Consider the following 25,052-nt stretch of genomic DNA (forward strand, 5'->3'; position numbering starts at 1 on the left):
CCCCGGCCGGGTGCCTAGCGTCGTCGGGGTGAGCAACGAGCTGGAGACCTTCGGCCTCTTCATCGACGGACAGGTGGTCGACGCCGCCTCGGGCAGGACTTTCGAGTCGCAGAACCCCTACACCGGCCGGCCCTGGGCCGTCGTCGCCGACGGCGGGCCCGAGGACGTCGACCGTGCGGTCGCCTCGTCGCGTGCGGCGTTCGAGGGGGAGTGGGGTGCCCGCTCGGGCTTCGAGCGCGCGGCCGTCCTGCGGCAGGTCGCGGCGGCCATCTCCGAGAACGCCGAGCGCCTCGCGCTGCTCGAGGTGCGCGACTCCGGCAAGCTGATGCGCGAGATGCGCGGGCAGCTGAACGGGCTCGGCAACTGGTACCTCTACTTCTCCGGCCTCGCCGACAAGCTGGAGGGGAAGACGGTCCCGGCGCTCAACCCGAATTCCTACTTCGGCTACACCCTCAAGCAGCCGGTGGGGGTCGTGGGGGCGATCACCCCGTGGAACAGCCCGCTGCTGCTGCTCACCTTCAAGCTGGCGCCGCTCCTGGCCGCCGGGTGCACGTGCGTGGTCAAGCCCTCCGAGCACGCGCCGGCCTCGACGATCGCGTTCGCCCAGGTGCTGCACGAGGCGGGGCTGCCTGCGGGCGTCCTCAACGTCGTCACCGGCTGGGACCGCTCGACCGGTGAGGCTCTCGCCTCGCACCCCGGGGTCGACAAGGTGGCGTTCACGGGCTCGACCGCGACCGGCATCAAGGTCGCCCAGTCCGCCCTGCAGAACGTCAACAAGGTGACCCTCGAGCTCGGCGGCAAGTCGCCCCAGGTCGTCTTCGCCGACGCGGACCTCGACGCCGCCGCCAACGGCCTGGTCGCGGGTGTGTTCGCCGCCACCGGCCAGACCTGCATGGCCGGCTCGCGCCTGATCGTCCACGAGTCGGTCAAGGACGCGCTCGTCGAGAAGGTGGTCGAGCGGGCCGACGCCATCAAACAGGGCGACCCGACCGAGCCGGAGACCGAGATGGGTCCGGTCGCCAACCGCCCGCAGTACGAGAAGGTGCTCGGCTACCTCGAGGGCGCCAGGGCCGAGGGCCAGACCATCGCGTGCGGCGGCGAGCCCAACGCCGAGCTGGGCGGACTCTTCGTCAAGCCCACCGTCGTCGTGGCCGACCCGGGCGCCACGATCGTGCGGGAGGAGGTCTTCGGACCGGTGCTCGCGGCCTACACCTTCCGCGACGAGGACGAGGCGGTCCGACTGGCCAACGACACGCCGTACGGCCTGGCCGGGGCGGTGTGGACCAAGGACGTGCACCGCGCCCACCGCGTCGCGTCGCGGCTGCGGGCCGGGACGGTGTGGATCAACGCCTACCGCGTCGTCGCCCCGAACATGCCGTTCGGCGGGTTCGGTCTGTCCGGCATCGGCCGGGAGAACGGCAGCGACGCCGTCGAGGAGTACCTCGAGACCAAGTCGGTCCTCGTGGAGCTCACCGGTGGCACCCGCGATCCCTTCCAGCTGGGCTGAGGCGGGTCCCGGACCACGGTCGCGGCCACCCTCCGGGGCGGGATTGGGAACGGTGGGCTGCGGTCACCCGGGACCATGAGCCGTCACGCGCCCGAACGAGACATCGACGAGTCCGAGCTGTCGGTCAGCGGCCCGGAGGACCACGCGGCCGGGCCCACCGCGGTCGCCGTCAGCATGAACCGCGCCCTTCAGGGCATGGGGGTGCGCCGCACGGCGGCCACCCTGCTGAAGCTCAACCAGGTCGACGGGTTCGACTGCCAGGGGTGCGCGTGGCCCGACCCGGCGCCCGAGCACCGCCACACCGCGGAGTTCTGCGAGAACGGTGTCAAGGCGGTCACCGACGAGGTCAACCTGCGCCGGGTCGGTCGCGAGTTCTTCGCGGCCCACCCGATCGCCGAGCTCGAGCAGCGCAGCGACTACTGGCTGGGCCAGCAGGGCCGGATCACCGAGCCGATGGTGCTGCGCGAGGGGGCGACCCACTACGAGCCGATCTCGTGGGACGCGGCGTTCAACCTCGTCGCCGAGCACCTCAACGGGCTCGACTCCCCGGACGAGGCGGTGTTCTACACCTCGGGCAAGGTCACCAACGAGGCGGCGTTCGCCTTCCAGCTCTTCGTGCGGGCCTACGGCACCAACAACCTGCCCGACTGCTCGAACATGTGCCACGAGTCGACGTCGGTCGGGCTCGCCGAGGTGATCGGGATCGGCAAGGCGTCGGTCACCCTCGACGACGTCCACGGCGCGGAGGTCATCGTGATCGCCGGGCAGAACCCCGGCACCAACCACCCTCGCATGCTCTCCGCGCTCGAGATCGCCAAGAAGAACGGCGCGAAGATCATCGCGATCAACCCGCTCAAGGAGGCGGGGCTGGTCCGGTTCAAGAACCCCCAGACCCCGCGCGGCATGGTCGGGCCCGGCACCGCGATGGCCGACCTGCACCTGCCGGTGCGGATCAACGGCGACCTCGCGCTGTTCCAGGCCATCGCGTCGCTGCTGCTCGAGTGGGACCAGCTCGACCACGACTTCATCCAGCAGCACACCCACGGCTTCGAGGAGTACGTCGCGCACCTGCGCGCCCTCGACTGGGACCTCGTCCTGCGCTCCACCGGTCTGACGCGCGCCGAGATCGAGGAGGCCGCCCGGATGATCGCGGGGTCGCGCAAGACCGTCTACTGCTGGGCGATGGGCATCGTGCAGCACCGCAACGGCGTCGCCAACGTCAAGGAGATCTGCAACCTCGCCTTCCTGCAGGGCAACATCGGCAAGCCCGGTGCGGGCGTCTTCCCGGTCCGCGGCCACTCCAACGTGCAGGGCGACCGCACCATGGGCATCTGGGAGCGTCCGCCCGCCCACTTCCTCGACGCGCTGCGCGACGAGTTCGGCTTCGAGCCACCGCGCGAGCACGGCTACGACTCCGTGGGTGCGGTCAAGGCGTTCCGCGACGGGAAGGCCAAGGTCTTCTTCGGCCTCGGCGGCAACTTCGTCACGGCGATGTCGGACACGCGCGTCACCGAGGACGCCCTGCGCAACGCCGACCTCACCGTGCAGGTCTCGACCAAGCCCAACCGCTCGCACGTCGTCCACGGCAAGGTCGCCCTGATCCTGCCGCCCCTGGGCCGCAGCGAGAAGGACATGACCGGCGGGCGCCGGCAGCGGGTCACCGTCGAGGACTCGGTGTGCTCCGTGCACACCTCCCAGGGCCCGCTCGAGCCCGCCTCGCCCCACCTGCGCTCCGAGGTCGACATCGTCTGCTCCACGGCCATGGCCACCCTCGGTGACCGCCACGGCATCGAGTGGGCGGCGTTCCGCGACGACTACGGCCTGCTGCGCCGACGCATCGGCCGCATGGTGCCTGGCTGCGCCGGCTACGAGGAGAAGGTCGACCAGCCCGGCGGCTTCGTGCTGCCGCACCCGCCGCGCGACACCCGCACCTTCGACACCGACGTCCAGCGAGCGGTGTTCACCGTCAGCCCGACCGACGTGCTGCACGTGCCCGAGGGCCGCCTGCTCCTGCAGACGCTGCGCTCGCACGACCAGTTCAACACCGTGATCTACGGCCTCGACGACCGCTACCGCGGCATCAAGGACGGCCGGCAGGTCGTGATGGTCAACCCGCTCGACCTCGAGCACCTCGGCCTGCGCGACGGGCAGCACGTCGACATCGTCAGCGAGTGGGAGGACGGTTCGAGACGCTCCGTCGAGCGGTTCCGCACCGTCGCCTACGACACCCCGCGCGGCTGCGCGGCGGCGTACTACCCGGAGACCAACGCCCTGGTCGCCCTGGACTCGAAGGCCGAGGGGAGCAACCAGCCGGCGTACAAGTCGATCGTGGTGCGGCTCGTCGCGTCCGTGCCCGACGCCCCCGGACCGTCGCGTCCCGAGGGGCGCGTGGTCGACGCGTCGCCCGACCAGGGCCACGATCCGCAGCGCTACGTCGCGCCGTACCACCTCAGCTGAGAGGGCCGGGCCGGGTCACCCTGTCCCCGGGCCGGCCGCCTGGAGACGGGGATGCTCGACGGCCGGCCCGGAAGCCGAGCGACCGGTCGGATCACCGGTCCTCTGACCAGTGAGAGTGCCGTGGGGACCTTGACGGCACCAGGGACCAAGGTCCCGTCTTCGTCCAGGCTGTGCCCGAGCCGGTCCGTACGCCGCGGTCCGAGCCCCTCGTCGGGCTAGCGTGCTGACATGACGAGCGGGACCGTTCCTCCCCGGCCCGTCCGGGTCTACCTGCTCGACGACCACGAGGTCGTCCGGCGCGGACTGCGCGACCTGCTCGAGGCGGACGGCGACGTGGTGGTGGTGGGTGAGTCCGGGTCCGCCCAGGTCGCGCTCCGAGAGCTGCCGGTGCTGCGGCCCGACGTCGCGATCCTCGACGGTCGGCTGCCGGACGGCTCGGGCATCGACGTGTGTCGCGACGTGCGCTCGACGGCCCCGGCCATCCGGGTCCTGGTGCTCACGTCGTACGACGACGACGACGCGCTGGCCGCGGCGGTCGTGGCCGGTGCGGCCGGGTACGTGCTCAAGCGCGTGCGCGGCTGCGACCTGGTCGACCAGGTCCGTCGGGTCGCGGCGGGGGAGACCCTCCTCGACGCGGCGCTCCAGGCCCGGGTCGTCGACCGGCTGCGTCACGACGCGGCGCCCGACCCCTGGGCGGCGCTCACGCCGCAGGAGGCACGCATCCTGGACCTCATCGCCGAGGGGCTGACCAACCGCCAGATCGGGGAGCGCCTCTCGCTGGCGGAGAAGACGGTGAAGAACTACATCTCCTCGCTGCTCGCCAAGCTCGGCCTCACCAGCCGCACCCAGGCGGCCGTCCTCCGCACGAGGCACGCGGGCAGATGAACGACGACCCGACCCACGGCGCCGGGTGCGAGATCCTCCGTGGACTGTCCACGCTCGCCGATCCCGTCGGTGCCGGTGAGGATCCGGACGACGCGCTGCGGGGTCTGCTCCGGACCGGTGCGCGGCTCGTCGGCGCCCGGCGGGCCACGCTCAGGACGCTCCACGCGAGCTCGGCTCGGACGCTCGTGGTGGTCGGTCCCGGTGCGCCGGCGACCGGTGGGTCGCACACGGCGCTCCTCGCGCTGCCGGTGCGCTGCGAGGGCCGGCTCCTCGCCGTCGTACACGTCGCCGAGAGGTACGACGGAGGTGACTTCGGCGCCGACGACGAGGTCGTGCTGACCGGGCTGGCGGCCCTGGTGGGGCTCGTGCTCGACCGTGAACGGGCGCGCGAGGAGGCCCGGCTCCGGAGTCGATGGCTGGACGCGACGGCCGAGATCACCGCGAGACTGCTCGAGCGCGGACCGGGCGACGAGGCGCTCCAGCTGGTCGCCGACCGCGCGCGCGAGCTGGCCGGGGCGGACATCGCCTGGGTGGTGGCGGGTGACGACGGTGACGCTCTGACCCTGCGGGTCGTCTCGGGCGCCGAGGTCGACCCTGCGGTCCTGGCCCGGATGGGCATGAAGAGCTCGCTCGCTGCGTGGGTCGTGCGCACAGGAGAGCCGGTCTTCGTCGACGATCTCGCCGCCGATCCGCGGGCCGTCGACCCGTCGGCGCACTTCGGTTGGCCCCGGCTCGGTGCGACCGTCGTCGTCCCGCTGCGCTCCTCCGACCGGACCCACGGTGCGGTCGCCCTCGCCTGGACCGTCGCGCGCGCCGGAGCCGCCGCCGGGCTCCCCGCGGAGGCGCTGACCACCTTCGCCGAGCAGGCGGCGCTGGCCCTGGAGATGGCCAGGTCCGCCCACGACGAGCGGCGTCTCGTGCTCCTGGAGGACCGCGACCGGATCGCACGCGACCTGCACGACCTCGTGATCCAGCGGCTCTTCGCGGCGGGGCTGGGGATCGAGCGCGTCGGACGCGACGCGGGGCCGGGGGTGCGCGACCGGTTGCGTCAGGCGGCCGAGGAGCTCGACGAGACCATCGACGAGATCCGCCGCAGCATCTTCGCTCTCGGGGCGCCCACTGGCGCCGGCGACCTGCAGAGTGAGGTCGCCCGGCTCGTCGAGCGCGCGGGCGGGTCCTTCGGCCTCCGCCCTGAGCTGCGCTTCTCGGGCCCGGTGCGGACGGCCGTGCCAGCCGCTCTGCTGCCCGACGTCCTGGCCGTCGTCGGCGAGGCGCTGAGCAACGCCGGTCGCCACGGTGCGACGCAGGAGATCTCCGTCGAGGTGGCGGCGGACCTGCCCGGGCGCACGCTCCGCATCGTCGTCAGCGACCGCGGGCGAGGGTTCGACGTGGCGTCCGGACGCCGCAGTGGACTGGACCACCTCGCCTCGCGGGCCGCGCGGCTCGGGGGCGAGAGCACCGTCACGTCGGCGCCGGGCCAGGGGACCACTGTGCGCTGGACGGTGCCTCTCTGACGGCACCTAGGCTGCGGACGTGAGCGAGGGGGGCGCAGCCCGGCAGTGGTTGGAGTCCCGCGTCGACGGGGCGGGCAGTGCCGCGCTGCGCGAGCTCGTCGACGCCCTCAGCCGGCTCCTCGCGACCGCGGTGGGCGATGCGGTCGCGGTGCGGCGCCTCGACTCGAACGGCGGGTTGGTGCCGCTCGCGGCCCACCACCCCGACTCCGGTCGGACGGCCTCGATGCGCGCCGTGATGGCGCGCACCGAGGACTCCTCCGAAGGGCTGTGGGCGCCCGTGGTGCGTCGCGGCGAGACGGTCCGCTGGTCGGCGCAGCGGACCCCGACGGCGCCGTCGAGCCGCCAGACGGCGTTCATCGACGCGTGGTCGGTCCAGGCAGTGGTCGGCATGCCGGTGGTCTCCGGTGAACGGGTGATCGGTGGGGCCGCGCTCGTGCGCTTCGGGGTCGCGCGCGACTTCTCGGCGGACGACGAGGACATGCTGTCGCTCCTCGCCTCGCGGCTCGGGCCGGTCCTCGAGCTGCTCGACGCCTACGACCCCGCCTGAGTGGCTGCGTCGGAGGGGCTGCGCGACCTGCAGGACCTCCGGCCCTGGCGGCGCGGTGCCCGCGCGCGGCAGCGTGCGGTGGTGGAACCGTGCGATGACGACGTCGTCTCCTGGGAGCCCGAGGTCGAGGACGAGAGTGGGGCCCTCGTCCTCGACTGGAAGCGCGGTGCGTCGGTCACCCGCCGCGTCCTCGGGCGGCGGGAGTGGGCCCTGACCTTCCAGCACTCGCCCGTGGGGATGGCGATCGTGCACCTCGACGGCACCTGGGCGCGGGTCAACGACTCGATGTGCACGATGCTCGGCCGCTCCGCCAGCGAGCTGCTCGACCTGACCTTCCAGGACATCACCCACCCCGACGACCTGGCGGCGGACCTCGAGCTGCTGCAGGAGTGCCTCGACGGGCGGCGCCACGGCTACCGGATGACCAAGCGCTACCTCCACCGCGAGGGCCACGTCGTGTGGGGCGATCTGTCCGTCGCCCTGGTCCGCGACGACGCCGGCGACCCGCTCTACTTCGTCTCGCAGGTCCTCGACGTCTCCGAGCACCGCGCAGTCCAGGAGCGACTGGAGCGCTTCGCGGCCCTGGTGAGCCACGACCTCAAGACTCCGCTGACCGCGGTGCGGGCCTCCCTCGAGCTGCTGGGCGAGCTGGTGGGCGGACCCCAGCCCGACCTCGCCTCGGCCCGGTTGCTCGCCGAGCAGGCCGAGGCATCGGCCCAGCGGATGGGTGCGCTGGTCGACGCCCTGCTCGCCGTCGCCTCGGCGGCCGCTCCGGAGCCGGAGGTGGTGTCGCTGCGCGCCGTCGTGGACGCCGCCGTCGCCGACCTCGGAGCCCTCATCGCACGAGCCGGGGCCTCGGTCCGCACCACGGCAGGGCTCGACCACGCTCCCCGGGTGGTGGGGTCCGCCGACCTGCTGCGGACGCTGCTGGTCAACCTGCTGACCAATGCGGTCAAGTTCCGCGACCCCGACCGCCGTCTCCACGTCGAGATCGACACCGCGCCCCGCGAGGGAGAGCCGCAGACCTTGGAGGTCCGGGTCCGCAACGACGGACCCTCCATCCCCGACGAGGAGCGCGAGCGCGTCTTCGAGTTCCTCGCGCGGGGCGGGCGCCACGACGGCGTCGCCGGCTTCGGCATCGGCCTCACCGCGTGCCGTCGCATCGTCGAGCTGCACGGCGGACAGATCTGGATCGAGGAGCCGGACGGCGGCGGGGTGGAGGTCCGTCTCACCCTGCCGGTGGTGGCTCAGACCTCGGCGGGATCGAGCTCCTGATGGCGCGCCGTGACCGTGCGTCCGGCGGCGTCCTCGTCGGCGTGGGTCCACCACAGGTAGCCCACGAGGCTCGCGAAGAGCACGAGGCCGAGTGCGGTGACGGGACCGGTGCCACAGCCGATGCCGCCGTGGGCGTGGCTCGAGCCGAGGTAGTCGGCGACCGAGGCGCCCAGTGGCCGGGTCAGCACGTAGGCCGACCAGAACGCGACGGTGGCGTCCAGCCCGAGGCGCCACAGCCCCAGCGGCACCAGGATCAGCACGCCGAACAGCGCGATCGACCAGGCGAACCCGAGACCGGCGTTGATCGCGGTCGCGTCGCCGAGCGCCGTACCCAGCCCGAAGGTGAGCAGCACGACGCCCCAGTAGAAGCGCTCGCGCCGCCCGGTGGTGATCGAGTGCACCGAGATCGTGCCCTCGCTGCGCTTCCACCAGGCGAGCACCGCGACGAGCAGCACGAGGTAGACGATCGAGTCGACCCAGTACGGCGTCCCGAGGGCCACGTGCGGGCCGTCGGCGATCATCGTGCCGAACAGCGCCACGCTCAGCACGGTCAGCCAGTACCGCACCGGGTGGTAGGCCTCGGAGCGCAGCTGCAGCCACAGGGCGAGGGCGAAGCCCCCGACCCCGACCAGGGCGGCGAGCGGGATGCTCAGCGTCCCGAGGAAGTCGGCACCGGTCTCGCCGATGCCGGTGGTGAGGGTCTTCACCACCCAGAACAGGGCGAAGACGGCGGGGACCTTGGGCACGGGGAAGTCTCGGTTGCGCACGACCCGGACCGTAGGGAGCGCTACCTGCACGCGACCTGACTGGTTGCGGGCGCTCGGCCCCGAGCCGTGGCACGCTCGTCGTGAGCGGCCGTGGGGCGAGCAGGAGGTGGGCGATGACCCGGGTGGGTCTGTGCGAGGACGACCCCGCGATCCGGCGGGTCGTGACCGGCGCGATGCGCTACGCCGGGCACGAGGTGGTGCCCGCCCACGACGGCGGCGAGGCGGTGCGTCTCTTCGGCGCCGACGAGACGCTCGACGTGATCATCCTCGACATCGGCCTGCCCGACGCCGACGGTCGCGACGTCTGCCAGGCGCTGCGCTCCGGAGGTCAGTCGGCGCCGGTGCTCTTCCTGACCGCCCTGGGCACGGTGCCCGATCGGCTCTCGGGCTTCAGCGCCGGCGGCGACGACTACCTGCCGAAGCCGTTCGACGTCCTCGAGCTCGTGGCCCGGGTCGAGGCGCTGGCCAGGCGCAGTCGGGTGGCGACGGCCCCGGCGCCGACCGAGCTCGCCCTCGACCCGGCCCGGCACGCGTTGACCTGCGGCGGCGCGGAGGTGCTGCTGACGCCGACGGAGTTCCGGATGCTCGCCGCCATCACCTCGCGCCCCGGTGAGGTCGTACGCCGCCGCGCGGTCGTCGCGGCCGCCTGGCCGCACGGCGGCATCGTCAGCGACAACACCGTGGACTCCTACGTCCGCCGCATCCGGGTCAAGCTGGCCGAGGTCGGCTCGCCGCTGGAGCTCGTCACCGTGCGCGGCGTCGGGTACGCGCTGAGGTGAGGTCGAGGTGACGTCGAGGTGAGGAGGGCCAGCGGGTCGTTCCGCCGCCAGATCGTGACCTCCACCGTCGCGCTGGTCCTGGTCGTGATGCTCCTGGCCGGGGTCGGGCTGCAGGTGGTCCTCGGCTGGACCGCGCAGCGCGACATCCGCACCGTGCTCGACGAGAGGTCGGCGACCACGGTGCAGGCGATCCAGCAGGCCTCGTCGCGCCGGCTCACGGTGCCGCCCGACACCCTGGACCGGGGCATGGAGGTGTTCGCCGCCGACGGCACCCCGGTCGCCGGGTCCGTCGAGCCCGAGCTCCGCGCGGCGGCCGCGGACCTGTCGACGGTCACGCGGGCCCAGCAGCGCAGCGGTCCCAGCGACGAGGTCCAGCTGCTCGCGACGCCGTTCGCCACGGCGAGCGGCGAGCGCGGGGTGCTCGTGGTCAGCCAGGACTCCGCGCCCTACGAGCGCTCGGAGTTCTACGCGCTGCTCGCCACCGTCGCCCTCGGGCTGATCGTCGTCGTCGGCGCGGCCGTCGTGTCGCTGCGGGTCACCCGCCAGGCCCTGGCCCCCGTCCGCCAGATGGCCGAGCGGGCCGCCGACTGGAGCGAGCACGACCTCTCCCACCGGTTCGCGCTGGGACCCCCCGACAACGAGCTCGCGGCGCTGGGGGAGACGCTCGACCACCTCCTCGACCGGGTCGCCTCGGCGATCCGGTCCGAGCAGCGGCTCACGGCCGAGCTGGCCCACGAGCTGCGGACCCCGCTGACCTCGGTGCGGGGCTCCGCGGAGCTGGCCCTGCTGCGCGGCATCGACGACCCCGAGCTGCGCGCCGACGTGGAGCAGATCCACGTGTCGTCTCGCGAGATGTCCGAGGTCGTCTCGACCCTCCTCGACCTCGCGCGGTCGGGCTCCGCGCGGACGGGCGACGGCACCTGCCTCGTCGCCGACGTGGTCGCCCGCGCGACCCGCGACCTGCCTCCCGGCGCCACCGTGGAGACGAGCGTCGAGACCTCGACCGCCCGCGTCGCCGCGCCCGCCGACCTCGTCGTCCGGGCGCTGTCGCCCCTGCTGGCCAACGCCGTGCGGCACGCGGCCACCTCGGTCCGGGTGAGCGCGACCGACCGGCCCGCCGAGGTGGTCCTCACCGTCGCCGACGACGGACCCGGGGTCGCCGCACAGGTGCGGGACACGCTGTTCGAGCCCGGGGTCACCCACGGCTCGGGCGGCGCGGGACTCGGGCTCGGCATCGCCCAGCGGGTCGCCCGCTCGTGCGGTGGCGAGATCGTCCTCGTGCAGTCGCACGAGGGAGCGGCGTTCGAGCTGCACCTGCCGCGCAGGTGACGACGCCGCAGCACCTGGCCGAGATCGGGAGACGCGGGCAGCGGGAGTCGCTATCGTCCGACCATGGGGCGGCTCGTGCGGTCGTGGGTCGCGACGCTCACGGTCGTGCTGACCGCACAGATCCTCACGCCGGTCGCGACGGCGGATCCGGGCGCCACTGCCCATCGTGTATACGTCGCGGTGATCACCGACCACGGTGAGTTTCCCATGAGCGCGGGCGAGATGGACCTGGCCATCGACGCCGCACTCCAGGACGTCGCCGAGGACCTGCCGAACGTGTTCTCCTCGTTCACCCGGGTGGAGACGCGCTACGTCGACTCTCCCGCCACCCCGACCGGCGGCGCCATGTGCGGGCTGTGGGCCCCCGACGCCTTGATCACCGAGACCGCCCCGCCGGGGACGGAGGAGGCCATGGAGGCGGAGGGACGCGCCCTCTTCGGTCTGCCGCCTCGGTCGCCCGGCGCCCACGTCGTCTACGTGCTGCCACCGCGCTGTGCTGCCAACGCGATCGGGTTCGCGATGCTGGGCGCCGACGTGCACGCCGGCGGGTTCGTGGTGGTGTCCGCCGGGTGGGCGGCGGGCCTGCGCGGCGTGCTGGTCCACGAGCTCGGCCACAACTTCTCGCTCCTGCACGCCGACGCGACCTGCGTCTACCAGGGCGCCTCGTGCGGTGTCATCGAGTACGCCGACTGCTACGCGCCGGTGGGTGGGAACTTCGGTTCGGTCTTCTCCACCGCCGAACGGGTGATCCTAGGTGCCGTGCAGCCCGGCGAGGTGCAGACCGTCGACGCCGGTGGCGGCGCCTTCGAGGCCCAGATCCGGCTCGCGCCGCGCAGCGCGCCGTCGGGGCTGCGGGGCATCGCCGTCACCGACCCGAGCAGCGGCGAGGTGACCTACCTCGACTACCGCTCCGGCACGGGCCTCGACGCCGACGCCGAGTACCTCGGTGTGTCCTTCTGCCCGACGGGTGTCACCGCCACGAGGATCCGGGGTCGCGGCACCCTGCTGCTCCGACGGGACGGACCGAACGGCTCGACCGGTGCCGCCGTTGCGGGGGAGACGATCCAGATCGGGGCCTACGCCTCGGCGACCGTTCTCGGCGCCGACGGCGACGGAGGCGCCCTGGTGGCCGTACGTGTGGCGCCGCTGCCGCCGTTCGACCGCCTCCCCCGTGTGGGGGTCGAGCACCTCAACGGCCGGTGGGTGCGGGCCGAGCTCACCGGTCGGTTCTCGCCGGACCCGGACGGCCCGCTGCGCTACACCTGGTACGTCGAGGACGCGACCGGGAGCCACCCCTTGACCTCCGCTTCTCCGAGCGGCCCGGGCGACGCGACCCGGGTGCCACCGGGAGCCACCCGTGTCTGGGTCGAGGTGGCTGCCGAGAAGCGGGGTCGCCTGCGCGGGGTGGTGACGTCTCGGCCCGTCTCCATGACCGAGGGTGCGGGGCTCCAGGTCCGGTTGAGCGGGAAGGCCCAGGTGGGACGGACGCTGTCGGTGCGGGTCCCGCGGGGCCTGGAGGGGCCGGTGAGGTACCGCTGGTTCGCGGACCGACGTCGCATCGACGGGGCCGACCGACGTCGCCTCCGCCTGACACCAGACCTCGTCGGGACCCGGATCCAGGCTGTCGTGATCACCGGTCGTGGTGCTGATCGCGAACGCACGGTGTGCCGCGCGAAGGGGCGGGTCGAGGCGCGAGGCCGAGGAGGGAAGCGGTGGTACCCCCGGTAGGATTCGAACCTACGCTTCCGCCTCCGGAGGGCGGCGCTCTATCCCCTGAGCTACGGGGGCCAGGGACGTGCAGACCCTACTCGCACCGGACGCTGGAGCCGAACCGGGCCCGTTCAGGTCCCACCCGGGTCCCACCGTGGAAACGGATGCAAGCCCCGCGGCGCAGCGCCGATAGGCTTCGCGGGTGACTCCTGAGCAGCTGTCGGCCGCGATCGTCGAGGTCCTGGCGACGCTGTCCGCGGAGGGTGAGCTCACCCTGCCGGACGGCCCGCCGAGTGCGGTGACGGTGGAGCGACCCCGCCAGCGCGAGCACGGCGACTACGCGACCAACGTCGCGCTGCAGCTGGCCAAGAAGGCCGGCACCAACCCCCGTGCGCTCGCCCAGCTCGTCGCCGACCGGCTCGGGCAGCACGACGGCGTCGCCGCGGTCGACATCGCGGGACCTGGCTTCCTCAACATCACCGTCGCGGCTGCCGCCCAGGGCGAGGTGGCCGGGCAGATCGTGGCCGCCGGTGCGGCGTACGGCTCCAGCGAGCTGATGGCCGGCGAGCGCGTGAACCTCGAGTTCGTCAGCGCCAACCCCACCGGCCCGCTCCACATCGGCGGCGTGCGCTGGGCCGCCGTCGGCGACGCGCTCGGCCGGATCTTCGAGGCCGTCGGCGCCGCGGTGACGCGGGAGTACTACTTCAACGACCACGGTGCGCAGATCGACCGGTTCAGCCGCTCGCTGCTGCACAGCGTGCGCGGCCTCGAGGCCCCCGAGGACGGCTACGGCGGGGCCTACGTCCACGAGATCGCCCAGGCCGTCGTCGCACGCCGCCCCGAGCTCGTGGAGAAGGACGACGCCGCGGCGCAGGAGATCCTGCGCTCCGAGGGCGTCGAGATGATGTTCGACGAGATCAAGCGCAGCCTGCACGACTTCGGGGTCGACTTCGACGTCTACTTCCACGAGGACGACCTCCACAAGTCCGGCGCAGTCGACCGGGCGATCGAGCGGCTGACCGAGCTCGGTAACACCTACGAGCAGGACGGCGCCGTCTGGCTGCGCACCGAGCAGTTCGGTGACGACAAGGACCGCGTGGTCGTGAAGTCCGACGGTCAGGGCGCTTACCTGTCCGGCGACCTCGCCTACTACCTCGACAAGCGCGAGCGCGGCTTCGACCGGTGCCTCATCATGCTCGGCGCCGACCACCACGGCTACGTCGCGCGGATGATGGCGATGTGCGCGGCGTTCGGCGACACCCCGGGCACCAACCTCGAGATCCTCATCGGCCAGATGGTCAACCTGCTCAAGGACGGCGAGCCGCTGCGGATGTCCAAGCGCGCCGGCACGGTCGTCACCATCGACGACCTGGTGAGCGCGATCGGCGTCGACGCCGCCCGCTACGCCCTCGCGCGCTACAGCAGCGACTCCTCGATCGACCTCGACCTCGACCTGTGGGCCAAGGCGGGCAGCGAGAACCCCGTCTACTACGTCCAGTACGCCCACGCCCGGGTCAGCTCACTGCTGCGCAACGCCGCCGACCTCGGCCTCGCCCCGGCCGACCACCCCGAGCTGCTCGTCCACGAGAAGGAGGGCGAGCTGCTGCGCGCGCTCGCCGACTTCCCGGGCGTCGTGGCCAGCGCGGCGACCCTGCGCGAGCCGCACCGCGTCGCGCGCTACCTCGAGGACACCGCCGGCGCGTACCACCGCTTCTACGACAACTGCCGGGTGCTGCCGATGGGCGACGAGGAGCCCACCGACCTCCACCGCGCCCGGCTCGTGCTCGTCGACGCCACCCGCACGGTGCTCGCCAACGGGCTCGGCCTGCTCGGCGTCTCGGCCCCGGAGCGGATGTGACCCACGAAGCCGGCTGGGCGCACGCGCCCGGCGCCCTGCGCGCGCCCGCGTGGCTGCGCCAGCCGCAGGACGTCAATGACCTCGTCGGCCAGCTGTGGTCGACCTCGGCGCACAAGGACGACGCCGGCGTGCTGAGCGTCGGGGGAGTGGCGCTGACCGAGCTCGCCCGTACGCACGGCACCCCGGCCTACGTCCTCGACGAGGCCGACTTCCGGGCGCGCGCCGGCGCCTTCCGCGACGCCTTCGCCGGTTACGACGTCTACTACGCCGCCAAGGCGTTCATCAGCACCGCGGTCGTGCGCTGGGTCGCCGAGGAGGGGCTGCACCTCGACGTGTGCACCGCCGGCGAGCTCGCCGTCGCCGAGCGCGCGGGCTTCGACATGGCCCGCGTGGAGTTCCACGGCAACAACAAGTCCGCCGCCGAGCTCGAGCGGGCCGTCGAGCTCGGGGTGGGCCGCGTCGTCGTGGACTCCTTCCACGAGATCGAGCGGCTGGCGCGGGTCGCCGAGTCCCTCGGTCGCAGCCAGCGGGTCATGGTGCGGGTCACCGCCGGCGTCGAGGCCCACACCCACGAGTACATCGCCACCGCCCACGAGGACCAGAAGTTCGGCTTCTCGATCACCAACGGAGCGGCGTACGACGCCGTGCAGCGCGTGCTCGCCGCGCCGAGCCTCGAGCTGCGCGGCCTGCACTCCCACATCGGCAGCCAGATCTTCGCCTCCGCGGGCTTCGAGGTCGCGACGCGCCGCGTGCTCGCCCTGCACGCCCGGATCGCCGCGGAGCTGGGCGTCGAGCTGCCCGAGATGGACCTCGGCGGCGGCTTCGGCATCGCCTACACCACCCAGGACGCCCCGGCCTCGCCCGCCCGGCTGGCCACCGAGATGAGCGCGATCGTCGAGCACGAGTGCCGCGCCCTCGGCATCGCGCAGCCGCACCTGTCCATCGAGCCGGGCCGCGCGATCGTCGGGCCGTCGATGTGCACCCTCTACGAGGTCGGCACCGTCAAGCAGGTCGCCCTCGACGGCGGCGCGCAGCGCACCTACGTCTCGGTCGACGGCGGGATGAGCGACAACATCCGCACCGCGCTCTACGACGCCGACTACTCCTGCACCCTGGCCGGGCGTCGCTCCGGCGCGGAGCCGGTGCTGGCGCGCGTGGTCGGCAAGCACTGCGAGGCGGGCGACATCGTGGTCAAGGACGAGTTCCTGCCCGGCGACGTGGCCCCCGGCGACCTGCTCGCCGTCCCCGGCACCGGGGCCTACTGCCGCTCGATGGCGAGCAACTACAACCACGTGCTGCGACCGCCGGTGGTCGCGGTGCGAGACGGCGAGTCCCGGGTCGTCGTACGCCGCGAGACGGTGGACGACCTGCTCGCCACCGATGTGGGAGACGCGTGATGGACCTGACTGACCAGCGCCCGCTCAGGGTCGCCGTACTCGGGTGCGGCTCCGTCGGCTCGCAGGTGGTGCGGCTGCTCGATGAGCAGTCGCGCGACCTCGCCGCCCGGGTCGGCGCCCCCGTCGAGCTCGTCGGCGTGGCCGTGCGCCGCCTCGACGCCCCGCGCGAGGTGGAGGTGCCCGCGGGGCTGCTCACCACCGACGCCGAGGGCCTCGTCGCCCGCGACGACGTCGACCTCGTCGTCGAGGTGATCGGTGGCATCGAGCCCGCCCGCGGGCTCATCCTCTCCGCGCTCGAGCACGGCGCGAGCGTCGTGACCGCCAACAAGGCGCTGCTCGCCGAGGACGGTCCCACGCTCTTCGAGGCCGCCGCCAAGGCCGGGCGCGACCTCTACTACGAGGCCGCGGTGGCCGGCGCGATCCCGATCCTGCGCCCGCTGCGCGAGTCGCTCGCCGGCGACACGGTGACCCGGGTGCTCGGCATCGTCAACGGCACCACCAACTTCATCCTCGACAAGATGGACTCCTCCGGTGCGGGGTTCACCGAGGCGCTCGAGGAGGCCCAGCAGCTCGGCTATGCCGAGGCCGACCCGACGGCGGACGTCGAGGGGTTCGACGCCGCGGCCAAGGCCGCGATCCTCGCCTCGCTCGCCTTCCACACCCGCGTCACCGCCGCCGACGTGCACCGCGAGGGCATCACCGAGGTCACCGCCGCCGACGTGCAGTCGGCGCGCGACATGGACGCCGTGGTGAAGCTGCTCGCCATCTGCGAGCTCAAGGACGGCGCCGTCGCGGTGCGCGTGCACCCGGCGATGATCCCGCGCAGCCACCCGCTCGCCTCGGTGCGCGAGGCCTACAACGCGGTCTTCGTCGAGTCGGTCTCCGCGGGTCAGCTGATGTTCTACGGCCCCGGCGCCGGCGGGGCCCCCACCGCCTCCGCCGTGCTCGGCGACCTGGTGACGGTCGCCCGCAACGCACTGGCCGGCAAGACCGGCGCCGGCGAGTCAGCGTACGCCGACCGCGTGGTGCTGCCGATGGGCGAGACCGTCACCCGCTACCACGTCGCCATCGACGTCGACGACAAGGCGGGCGTCCTCGCCCAGGTCGCCCTCGCCTTCAGCGAGCACGGCGTCTCGATCCAGACGGTGCACCAGGAGGGACGCGACGACGACGCCCAGCTCGTCGTCGTCTCCCACGCGGCCACCGACGCGCAGCTCGCCGCCACGGTCGAGCACCTGCGCGAGCTCGACATCGTGCGCGAGGTCACCTCGGTGATGCGCGTGGAAGGCGGAGACGAATGACCACCCAGCAGCAGGCCAACCCCCGCGCCCGCACCCACCAGTGGCGCGGCGTGGTGGAGGAGTACCGCGACCTGCTGGAGATCCCCGAGGGCACCCCCGCGGTCACCCTGCGCGAGGGCGGCACCCCGCTGGTGCACTCCGAGTGGCTCTCGGGCCACACGGGCGCGGAGGTCTGGCTCAAGGTCGAGGGCGACAACCCGACCGGCTCCTTCAAGGACCGCGGGATGACCGCGGCGATCTCCGTCGCCGTCCACGAGGGCGCCAAGGCCGTCGTCTGCGCCAGCACCGGCAACACCTCGGCCTCGATGGCGGCCTACGCCGCCAAGGCCGGCATCACCCCGATCGTGCTCGTGCCCGAGGGCAAGATCGCCGCCGGCAAGATGGCGCAGGCGATCCTGCACGGCGCGAAGGTCATCATGGTGCGCGGCAACTTCGACGCCTGCCTCCAGCTGGCCCGCGGCCTCGCTTGGGACCACCCGGTGGCCCTGGTCAACTCGGTCAACCCGGTGCGCCTGCAGGGCCAGAAGACCGCCTCCTTCGAGGTGGTCGACTTCCTCGGCGACGCCCCCGACTTCCACCTGCTGCCCGTCGGCAACGCCGGCAACGTCTCGGCGTACTGGCTGGGCTACCAGGAGTACTTCGACCTCGGCGTCTCCACCCGCAAGCCGCGCATGCGGGGCTTCCAGGCCGAGGGTGCGGCCCCGCTGGTCACCGGCGAGCCGTTCCCCGACCCCGAGACCAAGGCGACGGCCATCCGGGTCGGCAACCCCGCCTCCTGGAAGCTCGCCGAGGCGGCCGCGCAGGAGTCCGAGGGCCGCTTCCGTGCGCTGTCGGACGAGCAGATCCTGAGCGCCCAGCGCGAGCTCGCGAGCCGCGACGGCGTCTTCGTCGAGCCGGCCTCGGCGGCGGGCGTCGCGGGGCTGCTGGCCGACGTGGCCGGCGGGGAGTCCTACGCCGGCAGCACGGTCGTCATCACCGTCACCGGCCACGGGCTCAAGGACACTGTGACCGCCCTCGAGGGGTTCGGTCCGATGGTCGAGTCCGTCGTCGACGCCGACGTGAACGCCGCGGCCGAGGCCGCCGGCCTCCTCTGACCGCGGTGACCACCGCCCGGGTCTCGGTCCCCGCGACCTCGGCCAACCTCGGCCCCGGTTTCGACTCCCTCGGCCTCGCGCTCGCGATGCGCGACGAGCTCGAGGGCGAGCTCACCGGCTCCGGCGTGGTCGTCGAGGTCACCGGCGCGGGCGCCGGTGAGGTGCCGCTCGACGAGTCGCACCTGGTCGTGCGCGCGATGCGGGTCGCCTTCGACGCGCTCGGCGAGGCACCGGCCGGGCTGCGGCTGCGCTGCGCCAACGTCGTGCCCCACGCCCGCGGGCTCGGCTCCTCGTCGGCGGCGATCGTCGGTGGCCTCGTGCTCGCCCGGGCCCTCGTCGACGGGGGAGCGGAGCGGCTCGACGACCGCGCCGTCCTCGACCTCGCGGTCGGCATGGAGGGCCACCCCGACAACGTCGCCCCGGCGCTGCTCGGCGGCTTCGTCATCTCGGGCACCGACCCGCGCGACGGCTCGTCGTACGCCGTCCGCTCGGCCGTCGACGCCCGCGTGGGCACCGTCGTGTTCGTGCCGGCCGAGCCGGTCTCGACCGAGCTCGCCCGCGGCCTGCTGCCCCCGACGGTGCCGCACGCCGACGCCGCCGCGGCCGCCGGAGCTGCGGCGCTCCTCGTCGCCGCGCTGGCCGGAGACGTCGACCAGCTGTGGCGCGGCACCCGCGACACCCTCCACCAGCACTACCGTCGGCCGGCCATGCCGGACTCCCTCGACCTCGTCGAGCGGCTGCGCGCCGACGGCGTGCCCGCCGTGGTCTCCGGCGCGGGCCCCACGGTGCTCGCCTTCGTGCTCGACGGCGACGACGACCTGGCCCCGCTCTGCCCCCCGGGGTGGCAGCACCACATCCTCGCGATCGACCCCGAGGGAGCCCGCGCCACGGTGCTAGGGTGACCGCGCGCCGTGGACCTCGCTGTCGACCTCGCCGTGGACACAGCTCCGGCGCACCCGTGCAGACCCCGTGCCATCCGCGCTGACCCCTGCTGAGCAGGCTGTGTCACCGCGCACCAGTGAAGGAAGCACCCCCGTGACAGACACGAACACCCCCGACGCCGCCCCGGCCGAGTCGACCCCGACCGCCAGGCGCCGCGGCGCCGGCGGGCTCGGCGGCATGCTGCTGCCCCAGCTCAAGGAGCTCGCCGGCCAGCTCGGCATCAAGGGCGTCAGCTCGATGAAGAAGGCCCAGCTCCTCGACGCGATCAAGGAGCACCAGGCCGGACCCCAGACCTCTCCGGACCGGGCACCCCAGGAGAAGCCGGCGCGCTCCCGTGCCAAGGCGACCGAGCCGGCCCCGTCGCAGCCCGAGCTCGACCTCGAGGCCACGCGTGAGCCCGCCCGCGAGACCGAGCCCCGCGCCCAGACCGAGTCGCGCCAGGAGCGGCGCGAGCGGCTCCAGCGCGAGCGGCAGGAGCGCCAGCAGTCCTCGGCCCCCGCTCCTGAGTCGCAGTCCGAGGCGAGGTCCGAGGCGAAGTCCGAGCCCGAGGCCGCCCCGACCGAACGTCGCGAGCGCCAGGACCGGCAGGAGCGGCAGGAGCGGCAGGAGCGCCGCGGCCAGCAGGACCGCAGCCAGGAGCGCCAGCAGGAGCGCCAGCAGGAACGTCAGCAGGACCGTCAGCAGGACCGCGCCCAGCAGCCTGAGAAGCAGCAGCCCGAGAAGCAGGACCGCAACCAGCAGCGCGACCGCAACCAGCAGCAGGACCGCAACCAGCAGCAGGACCGGAACCAGCAGCAGGACCGCAACCAGCAGCAGGACCGCAACCAGCAGCAGGACCGCAACCAGCAGCAGGAGCGCGGCCAGGACGTCCCGGGCGACGACGAGGACGGCGACGGCGAGGGCAGCCGACGCAACCGGCGCCGTCGGGGCCGCGACCGCGACCGCACCCGCGCGGGCGGCGGTCAGCGCAACGAGCCCGACACCACGATCCTCGAGGACGACGTGCTCGTCCCGGCGGCCGGCATCCTCGACGTGCTCGACAACTACGCCTTCGTCCGCACCAGCGGCTACCTGCCCGGTCCCGACGACGTCTACCTGTCGCTGTCGATGGTCCGGAAGTACGCGCTGCGTCGCGGCGACGCGGTGGTGGGACAGGTGCGTCAGCCGCGCGAGGGCGAGCGCCGCGAGAAGTTCAACCCGATGGTGCGCATCGACAGCGTCAACGGCGCCGAGCCCGAGGTCGCCAAGCACCGCGAGGACATCACGGTCGCCAAGCCCACCCACCCGACGCAGCGGCTGCGGCTGGAGACCGGCCCCGACGACGTCGTCGGTCGCGTGCTCGACCTCGTGGCTCCGCTCGGCAAGGGTCAGCGCGGGCTCATCGTCTCGCCGGCGGGAGCGGGCAAGACCTCGCTGCTGCAGGCGATCGCGGCCTCCATCACCCGCAACGACCCCGCGTGCCACCTCATGGTGGTGCTGATCGACGAGCGCCCGGAGGAGGTCACCGACTTCGAGCGCTCGATCAAGGGCGAGGTCATCGCCTCGACGTTCGACCGGGCACCGGCCGACCACACGACGGTCGCCGAGCTGGCCGTCGAGCGGGCCAAGCGGCTCGTCGAGCTCGGGCACGACGTGGTGATGCTGGTCGACGGGATGACGCGGCTCGCGCGGGCCTTCAACCTCGCGGCGCCGAGCACCGGGCGCTCGCTGCCCGGGGGGATCGAGCCGGCCGCGCTGTTCCCGCCCAAACGGTTCCTCGGTGCGGCCCGCCGCCTCGAGGAGGGCGGCTCGCTCACCATCCTGGCCACGGTCCAGGTCGAGAGCGGCTCGGTCACCGACGAGGTGGTCCTCGAGGAGCTGGCCGGCACCGACAACTGGCAGGTCCGCCTGTCCGGCGAGCTCGCCGAGCTGCGCCTCGACCCCCCGGTCGACGTCACCCGGTGCGGCACCCGGCGTGAGGACGTGCTCGTGAGCGCCGAGGAGCTCGCGATCCTGACGCCGATGCGGCGGGCGCTGGCCGAGCGTCCCCCCGCCGAGGCGCTGAACGAGCTGCTGCGCCGCGTGGGCTCGACCTCGACCAACATCGAGCTCCTCACCGCTCTGCAACGCGACCCGCTCTGAGCCTCCGCGCTGTAAGGTCGAACATGACGCATGGGTGGGTTTCGTGCTCTTTCCGCGTTATTCCGCAGGGAGCCCACGGAAGTGTCGATACTCAAGGTCGGACGGGGAGACTCGGGAGGAGAGCGGCACTGTGGCGCTGATCGTGGTGGCGGACGACGACGTGGACATCCGCGACCTCGTCGAGTTCAAGCTCTCGACGCTGGGACACGACATCGTCAGCGTCGCCGACGGGAGCGCCGCCGTCGCGGCCTGTCGTGACCACCGCCCCGACCTCGCTGTCCTCGACGTCATGATGCCGGGGCTCACCGGGCTGGAGGCCGTGCGCGCGATGCGCGGCGACAGCGACCTGCGCGACATCCCCGTCATCCTGCTGACCGCCCGCGCGCAGCAGTCGGACGTCCAGACCGGTTACGACTCCGGCGCCGACGACTACATCACCAAGCCCTTCTCTCCCAAGGACCTGGCGAGCCGCGTCGAGGCCCTGCTCGCGCGCACGGCCGAGCCCGCCTGACGGGAATTGGTAGGGGTCGGCCCGCGTTGACTAGGGTGTCCGACTGGCTCCGGTTCACGTCCCGCACTCCTGCCGGGCGACCCGGAGCACGAGAGAGGAAACCATGAAGGCCGACATCCACCCCGACTACGTCGAGACCCAGGTCAGCTGCACCTGCGGCGCGACGTTCACCACGCGCAGCACCGTCGCCAGCGGCCAGATCCGCTCCGACGTCTGCTCCCAGTGCCACCCGTTCTACACGGGCAAGCAGAAGATCCTCGACACCGGTGGCCGCGTGGCCCGGTTCGAGGCTCGCTACGCCAAGGCCAAGGCCAAGAGCGACAGCAAGTAGCCGACACCGAGCGCCGGCCCCCGTCCACCGGACGGGGGCCGGCGCTCGTGTCATGTGCGGCTGTGACGCAGGACGACCAGCGACGACGAGGAGAGGGGACGCGCGTGTTCGAGGCGGTCGAGCAGCTCGAGGCGGAGCGCCGAGGGCTCGAGGAGCGCCTCGGCGCGCCCGAGACCCACGCCGACCCACGCCTGGCCAAGCAGCTCAACCAGCGCTACGCCGAGCTGAGCCGGGTGCTGGCCGCCAAGCGCGACCTCGACGCGGTCGTCGACGACCTGCAGGCTGCGCGCGAGCTGGCCTCCGAGGACCCGGCGTTCGCCGAGGAGGCAGAGGGGCTCGAGAAGCGCCAGCACGAGGCGGAGGAGCTGCTGCGCCGACTGCTGGTGCCGCGCGACCCGGCCGACGACAAGGACGCGATCCTCGAGCTGAAGTCGGGGGAGGGCGGCGAAGAGTCGGCGCTCTTCGCCGGTGACCTGCTGCGGATGTACACCCGCTTCGCCGAGCAGCACGGCTGGCGCGTCGAGCTGCTCGACGCCACCGAGTCCGACCTCGGCGGCTACAAGTCGGTCACCGTGGCCGTGAAGGCCAAGGGGGCCGTCGAGCCCGGCGAGGCGCCGTACGGCCTGCTGAAGTTCGAGGGCGGCGTCCACCGCGTGCAGCGCGTGCCCGTGACCGAGAGCCAGGGACGCGTGCACACGAGCGCCGCGGGCGTCCTCGTGCTCCCCGAGGCCGAGCAGGTCGACGTGAGCATCGACGACAACGACCTGCGCATCGACGTCTTCCGCTCCAGCGGGCCCGGCGGCCAGAGCGTCAACACCACCGACTCGGCCGTGCGCATCACCCACCTGCCCTCGGGCATCGTGGTGAGCTGCCAGAACGAGAAGTCGCAGCTGCAGAACAAGGAGCAGGCGCTGCGCATCCTGCGGGCGCGGCTGCTCGCCGCTGCCCAGGAGGAGGCCGACGCGGCCGCCAGCGACGCCCGGCGCAGCCAGGTGCGCACCGTCGACCGGTCCGAGCGCATCCGCACCTACAACTTCCCGGAGAACCGGATCTCCGACCACCGCAGCGGCTACAAGGCCTACAACCTCGACCAGGTCCTCGACGGCGACCTCGGCCCGGTGCTCGACTCGTGCGTCCAGCTCGACCTCGCCGAGCGGCTCGCCGCGCTGGACTCGTGAGCCTCGACAGGTGAGGCGTCGTCAGCTCCTCGCGGCAGCCAGCGCCCGGCTCGAGGCGGCCGGCGTCGCGAGCCCCGGCCACGACGCCGAGGTGCTCCTCGCCCACGTCGTCGGCATCGACCGGAGCCGGCTCGTGCTGCTCGACGAGGTCGGCGAGGCCGACCTCGCGGCGTACGAGCGGCTGCTGGCGCGTCGCTGCGACCGCGAGCCGCTCCAGCACCTGGTCGGCCACACGTGGTTCCGCCACGTGCGGCTGGAGGTGGGGCCCGGCGTCTTCACCCCGCGCCCGGAGACCGAGCTGCTGGCCGGGTGGGCCCTCGAGCGCCTCGGTGCACTGGAGCACCCGGTCGTGGTCGACCTCTGCACCGGTTCGGGGGCGATCGCCAAGGCACTGGCCGACGAGGCGCCGCACGCCCGGGTGCACGCGGTCGAGCTCGACCCCGACGCCCACCGCTGGGCCGTGCGCAACCTCGCCGGCACCGGCGTCGACCTGCGCCAGGGCGACGCGTTCACGGCCTTCGACGACCTCCTCGGCACCGTCGACGTGGTCGTGTGCAACCCGCCGTACGTCCCGCTCGAGGCCTGGGAGTCGGTGGCCCCCGAGGCTCGCGACCACGATCCGCACCTCGCGCTGTTCTCCGGGGCCGACGGCCTCGACGCCATCCGGCTGCTCGCCCGCCGCGCCGCCCGGCTGCTGCGACCGGGCGGAGAGCTGGGTGTCGAGCACGCCGACGTCCAGGGAGCGGCCGTGCCCGCCGTGCTCGCCGCGACCGGGCTGTGGGGCGAGGTCCGCGACCACCGCGACCTCGCGGGCCGTCCGCGCTTCACGACCGCACGGCTGGCACGATGAGCGCGTGAGCACGCGCTACCCGACCAGCACCCCCGAGGAGCGAGAGGTGGCCGTCGAGGCCGCCAGCCACGCCCTCCAGCGCGGCGACCTCGTCGTGATGCCGACCGACACCGTCTACGGCATCGCGGCCGACGCCTTCGACGCCGACGCGGTCCAGGAGCTCCTCGACGCCAAGGGCCGCGGCCGCGAGATGCCGCCCCCGGTCCTCGTCTCGTCGGCGACCACGCTCGACGCGCTGGCCGTCAAGGTGCCGACCTGGGCGCGCGCCCTCGTCCAGGAGTTCTGGCCCGGTGCGCTCACGCTGGTCTGCCACGCCCACACCTCCCTGCAGTGGGACCTCGGCGACACCCGCGGCACGGTCGCCGTGCGGATGCCCGACCACCCGGTCGCCCTCGAGATCCTCGAGCGCACCGGCCCGCTGGCCGTCAGCTCGGCCAACCTGACCGGTGAGCCCGCAGCCCTCGACGCCGACCGGGCCGAGGAGATGCTGGGCGACGACGTCGAGGTCGTGGTCGACGACGGCGTCTCGCCCGGCGGTGAGGCCTCGACCATCGTCGACGTCACGTGCACGCCGGGCCGCCTGCTGCGGGCCGGGGCCATCAGCCTCGAGCGGCTCAACGAGGTGCTGGCCACCCACGACGCCGTGATCGCCGACCCCGCCGCGCCGCCGGAGGCCGATCCGGGGACCGAGGAGTGAGC

General features: G+C 73.2%; 21 protein-coding genes and 1 tRNA gene. 20 read left to right on the forward strand and 2 right to left on the reverse strand.

Annotated elements, in window-relative coordinates; genetic code table 11:
- Positions 1-28 precede the first annotated feature (28 nt).
- From GRQ65_RS19965 to GRQ65_RS19990, 6 genes are all read left to right on the forward strand, one after another.
- A complete protein-coding gene (locus GRQ65_RS19965) occupies positions 29-1,507 on the forward strand; it encodes an aldehyde dehydrogenase family protein (protein ID WP_160879764.1) in 1,479 nt (492 codons plus the stop codon).
- Between the two features lie 75 nt (positions 1,508-1,582).
- Positions 1,583-3,964 carry an FdhF/YdeP family oxidoreductase gene (locus GRQ65_RS19970; RefSeq protein ID WP_160879765.1) on the forward strand — a complete coding sequence of 794 codons (2,382 nt, stop codon included), beginning with the start codon at positions 1,583-1,585 and terminating at the stop codon, positions 3,962-3,964.
- A gap of 228 nt (positions 3,965-4,192) precedes the next feature.
- Complete coding sequence (locus tag GRQ65_RS19975) at positions 4,193-4,849, forward strand: response regulator (RefSeq protein WP_160879766.1); 657 nt, start codon at positions 4,193-4,195, stop codon at positions 4,847-4,849.
- Positions 4,846-6,363 (forward strand): sensor histidine kinase, encoded by a 1,518-nt coding sequence (locus GRQ65_RS19980; RefSeq protein WP_160879767.1) that lies wholly within the window; start codon positions 4,846-4,848, stop codon positions 6,361-6,363. The genes GRQ65_RS19975 and GRQ65_RS19980 overlap by 4 nt, the downstream gene beginning before the upstream one ends.
- A 19-nt stretch (positions 6,364-6,382) precedes the next feature.
- Positions 6,383-6,910 (forward strand): GAF domain-containing protein, encoded by a 528-nt coding sequence (locus GRQ65_RS19985; RefSeq protein WP_160879768.1) that lies wholly within the window; start codon positions 6,383-6,385, stop codon positions 6,908-6,910.
- A complete protein-coding gene (locus GRQ65_RS19990) occupies positions 6,911-8,185 on the forward strand; it encodes a PAS domain S-box protein (protein ID WP_160879769.1) in 1,275 nt (424 codons plus the stop codon).
- Here the strand turns inward: GRQ65_RS19990 and GRQ65_RS19995 are convergent.
- Positions 8,158-8,952, reverse strand: a complete 795-nt coding sequence (locus GRQ65_RS19995; protein WP_160879770.1) for a COG4705 family protein — start codon at positions 8,950-8,952, stop codon at positions 8,158-8,160. The genes GRQ65_RS19990 and GRQ65_RS19995 overlap by 28 nt on opposite strands.
- Positions 8,953-9,065: 113 nt before the next feature.
- Here GRQ65_RS19995 and GRQ65_RS20000 point away from each other — a divergent pair, with 113 nt between their 5' ends.
- The 3 genes from GRQ65_RS20000 to GRQ65_RS20010 all read left to right on the forward strand — a co-directional run bounded on the left by GRQ65_RS20000 (position 9,066) and on the right by GRQ65_RS20010 (position 12,788).
- The gene (locus GRQ65_RS20000) at positions 9,066-9,731 is read left to right on the forward strand and encodes a response regulator transcription factor (RefSeq protein ID WP_160879771.1); all 666 of its coding nucleotides are present in this window, start codon (positions 9,066-9,068) and stop codon (positions 9,729-9,731) included.
- Positions 9,732-9,749: 18 nt separating this feature from the next.
- Positions 9,750-11,060 (forward strand): ATP-binding protein, encoded by a 1,311-nt coding sequence (locus tag GRQ65_RS23095; RefSeq protein ID WP_160879772.1) that lies wholly within the window; start codon positions 9,750-9,752, stop codon positions 11,058-11,060.
- 63 nt (positions 11,061-11,123) lie between these two features.
- A complete protein-coding gene (locus GRQ65_RS20010) occupies positions 11,124-12,788 on the forward strand; it encodes a hypothetical protein (protein ID WP_160879773.1) in 1,665 nt (554 codons plus the stop codon).
- On the opposite strand, the gene GRQ65_RS20015 is transcribed toward GRQ65_RS20010, so the two are convergent.
- A tRNA-Arg gene (locus GRQ65_RS20015) sits at positions 12,774-12,848 on the reverse strand. The genes GRQ65_RS20010 and GRQ65_RS20015 overlap by 15 nt on opposite strands.
- Before the next feature lie 124 nt (positions 12,849-12,972).
- Here GRQ65_RS20015 and argS point away from each other — a divergent pair.
- From argS to GRQ65_RS20070, 11 genes are all read left to right on the forward strand, one after another.
- Positions 12,973-14,628: an arginine--tRNA ligase gene (gene argS / locus GRQ65_RS20020; protein ID WP_160879774.1), complete on the forward strand. Its 1,656-nt coding sequence runs from the start codon at positions 12,973-12,975 to the stop codon at positions 14,626-14,628.
- Complete coding sequence (gene lysA / locus GRQ65_RS20025) at positions 14,625-16,025, forward strand: diaminopimelate decarboxylase (RefSeq protein WP_160879775.1); 1,401 nt, start codon at positions 14,625-14,627, stop codon at positions 16,023-16,025. The genes argS and lysA overlap by 4 nt, the downstream gene beginning before the upstream one ends.
- Entirely contained in the window at positions 16,025-17,326 is a 1,302-nt protein-coding gene (locus GRQ65_RS20030) for a homoserine dehydrogenase (RefSeq protein ID WP_160879776.1), read from the forward strand. Before lysA ends, GRQ65_RS20030 begins: the two co-directional genes overlap by 1 nt.
- On the forward strand, positions 17,323-18,420 hold the full coding sequence (gene thrC / locus GRQ65_RS20035; protein WP_160879777.1) for a threonine synthase: 1,098 nt from the start codon (positions 17,323-17,325) through the stop codon (positions 18,418-18,420). Before GRQ65_RS20030 ends, thrC begins: the two co-directional genes overlap by 4 nt.
- A 5-nt stretch (positions 18,421-18,425) precedes the next feature.
- Positions 18,426-19,322, forward strand: coding sequence for a homoserine kinase (thrB, locus tag GRQ65_RS20040; protein WP_337191907.1), 897 nt, complete (start codon positions 18,426-18,428; stop codon positions 19,320-19,322).
- Positions 19,323-19,455: 133 nt separating this feature from the next.
- Positions 19,456-21,483 carry a transcription termination factor Rho gene (rho, locus tag GRQ65_RS20045; RefSeq protein ID WP_160879778.1) on the forward strand — a complete coding sequence of 676 codons (2,028 nt, stop codon included), beginning with the start codon at positions 19,456-19,458 and terminating at the stop codon, positions 21,481-21,483.
- 130 nt (positions 21,484-21,613) lie between these two features.
- Positions 21,614-21,994 carry a response regulator gene (locus tag GRQ65_RS20050; RefSeq protein ID WP_160879779.1) on the forward strand — a complete coding sequence of 127 codons (381 nt, stop codon included), beginning with the start codon at positions 21,614-21,616 and terminating at the stop codon, positions 21,992-21,994.
- 103 nt (positions 21,995-22,097) lie between these two features.
- The gene (rpmE, locus tag GRQ65_RS20055; protein ID WP_160879780.1) at positions 22,098-22,325 is read left to right on the forward strand and encodes a 50S ribosomal protein L31; all 228 of its coding nucleotides are present in this window, start codon (positions 22,098-22,100) and stop codon (positions 22,323-22,325) included.
- Positions 22,326-22,429: 104 nt separating this feature from the next.
- Complete coding sequence (gene prfA, locus GRQ65_RS20060) at positions 22,430-23,503, forward strand: peptide chain release factor 1 (protein WP_160879781.1); 1,074 nt, start codon at positions 22,430-22,432, stop codon at positions 23,501-23,503.
- Between the two features lie 10 nt (positions 23,504-23,513).
- On the forward strand, positions 23,514-24,353 hold the full coding sequence (prmC, locus tag GRQ65_RS20065; RefSeq protein ID WP_160879782.1) for a peptide chain release factor N(5)-glutamine methyltransferase: 840 nt from the start codon (positions 23,514-23,516) through the stop codon (positions 24,351-24,353).
- A 4-nt stretch (positions 24,354-24,357) separates the two neighbouring features.
- Positions 24,358-25,050, forward strand: coding sequence for an L-threonylcarbamoyladenylate synthase (locus tag GRQ65_RS20070; protein WP_160879783.1), 693 nt, complete (start codon positions 24,358-24,360; stop codon positions 25,048-25,050).
- Positions 25,051-25,052: the final 2 nt, after the last annotated feature.

Origin of the sequence: Nocardioides flavescens (assembly GCF_009823805.1) — a bacterium.
In the GTDB taxonomy this organism is placed as follows: domain Bacteria; phylum Actinomycetota; class Actinomycetes; order Propionibacteriales; family Nocardioidaceae; genus Nocardioides; species Nocardioides flavescens.

Bases quoted from the DNA above. Each gene is read 5' to 3' on its own strand.
- GRQ65_RS20030 (WP_160879776.1), top strand. From the start codon at position 16,025: ATGGACCTGACTGACCAGCGCCCGCTCAGGGTCGCCGTACTCGGGTGC.
- GRQ65_RS19970 (WP_160879765.1), top strand. From the start codon at position 1,583: ATGAGCCGTCACGCGCCCGAACGAGACATCGACGAGTCCGAGCTGTCG.
- thrC (WP_160879777.1), top strand. From the start codon at position 17,323: ATGACCACCCAGCAGCAGGCCAACCCCCGCGCCCGCACCCACCAGTGG.
- GRQ65_RS20010 (WP_160879773.1), top strand. From the start codon at position 11,124: ATGGGGCGGCTCGTGCGGTCGTGGGTCGCGACGCTCACGGTCGTGCTG.
- GRQ65_RS19980 (WP_160879767.1), top strand. From the start codon at position 4,846: ATGAACGACGACCCGACCCACGGCGCCGGGTGCGAGATCCTCCGTGGA.
- GRQ65_RS19975 (WP_160879766.1), top strand. From the start codon at position 4,193: ATGACGAGCGGGACCGTTCCTCCCCGGCCCGTCCGGGTCTACCTGCTC.
- rpmE (WP_160879780.1), top strand. From the start codon at position 22,098: ATGAAGGCCGACATCCACCCCGACTACGTCGAGACCCAGGTCAGCTGC.
- GRQ65_RS20000 (WP_160879771.1), top strand. From the start codon at position 9,066: ATGACCCGGGTGGGTCTGTGCGAGGACGACCCCGCGATCCGGCGGGTC.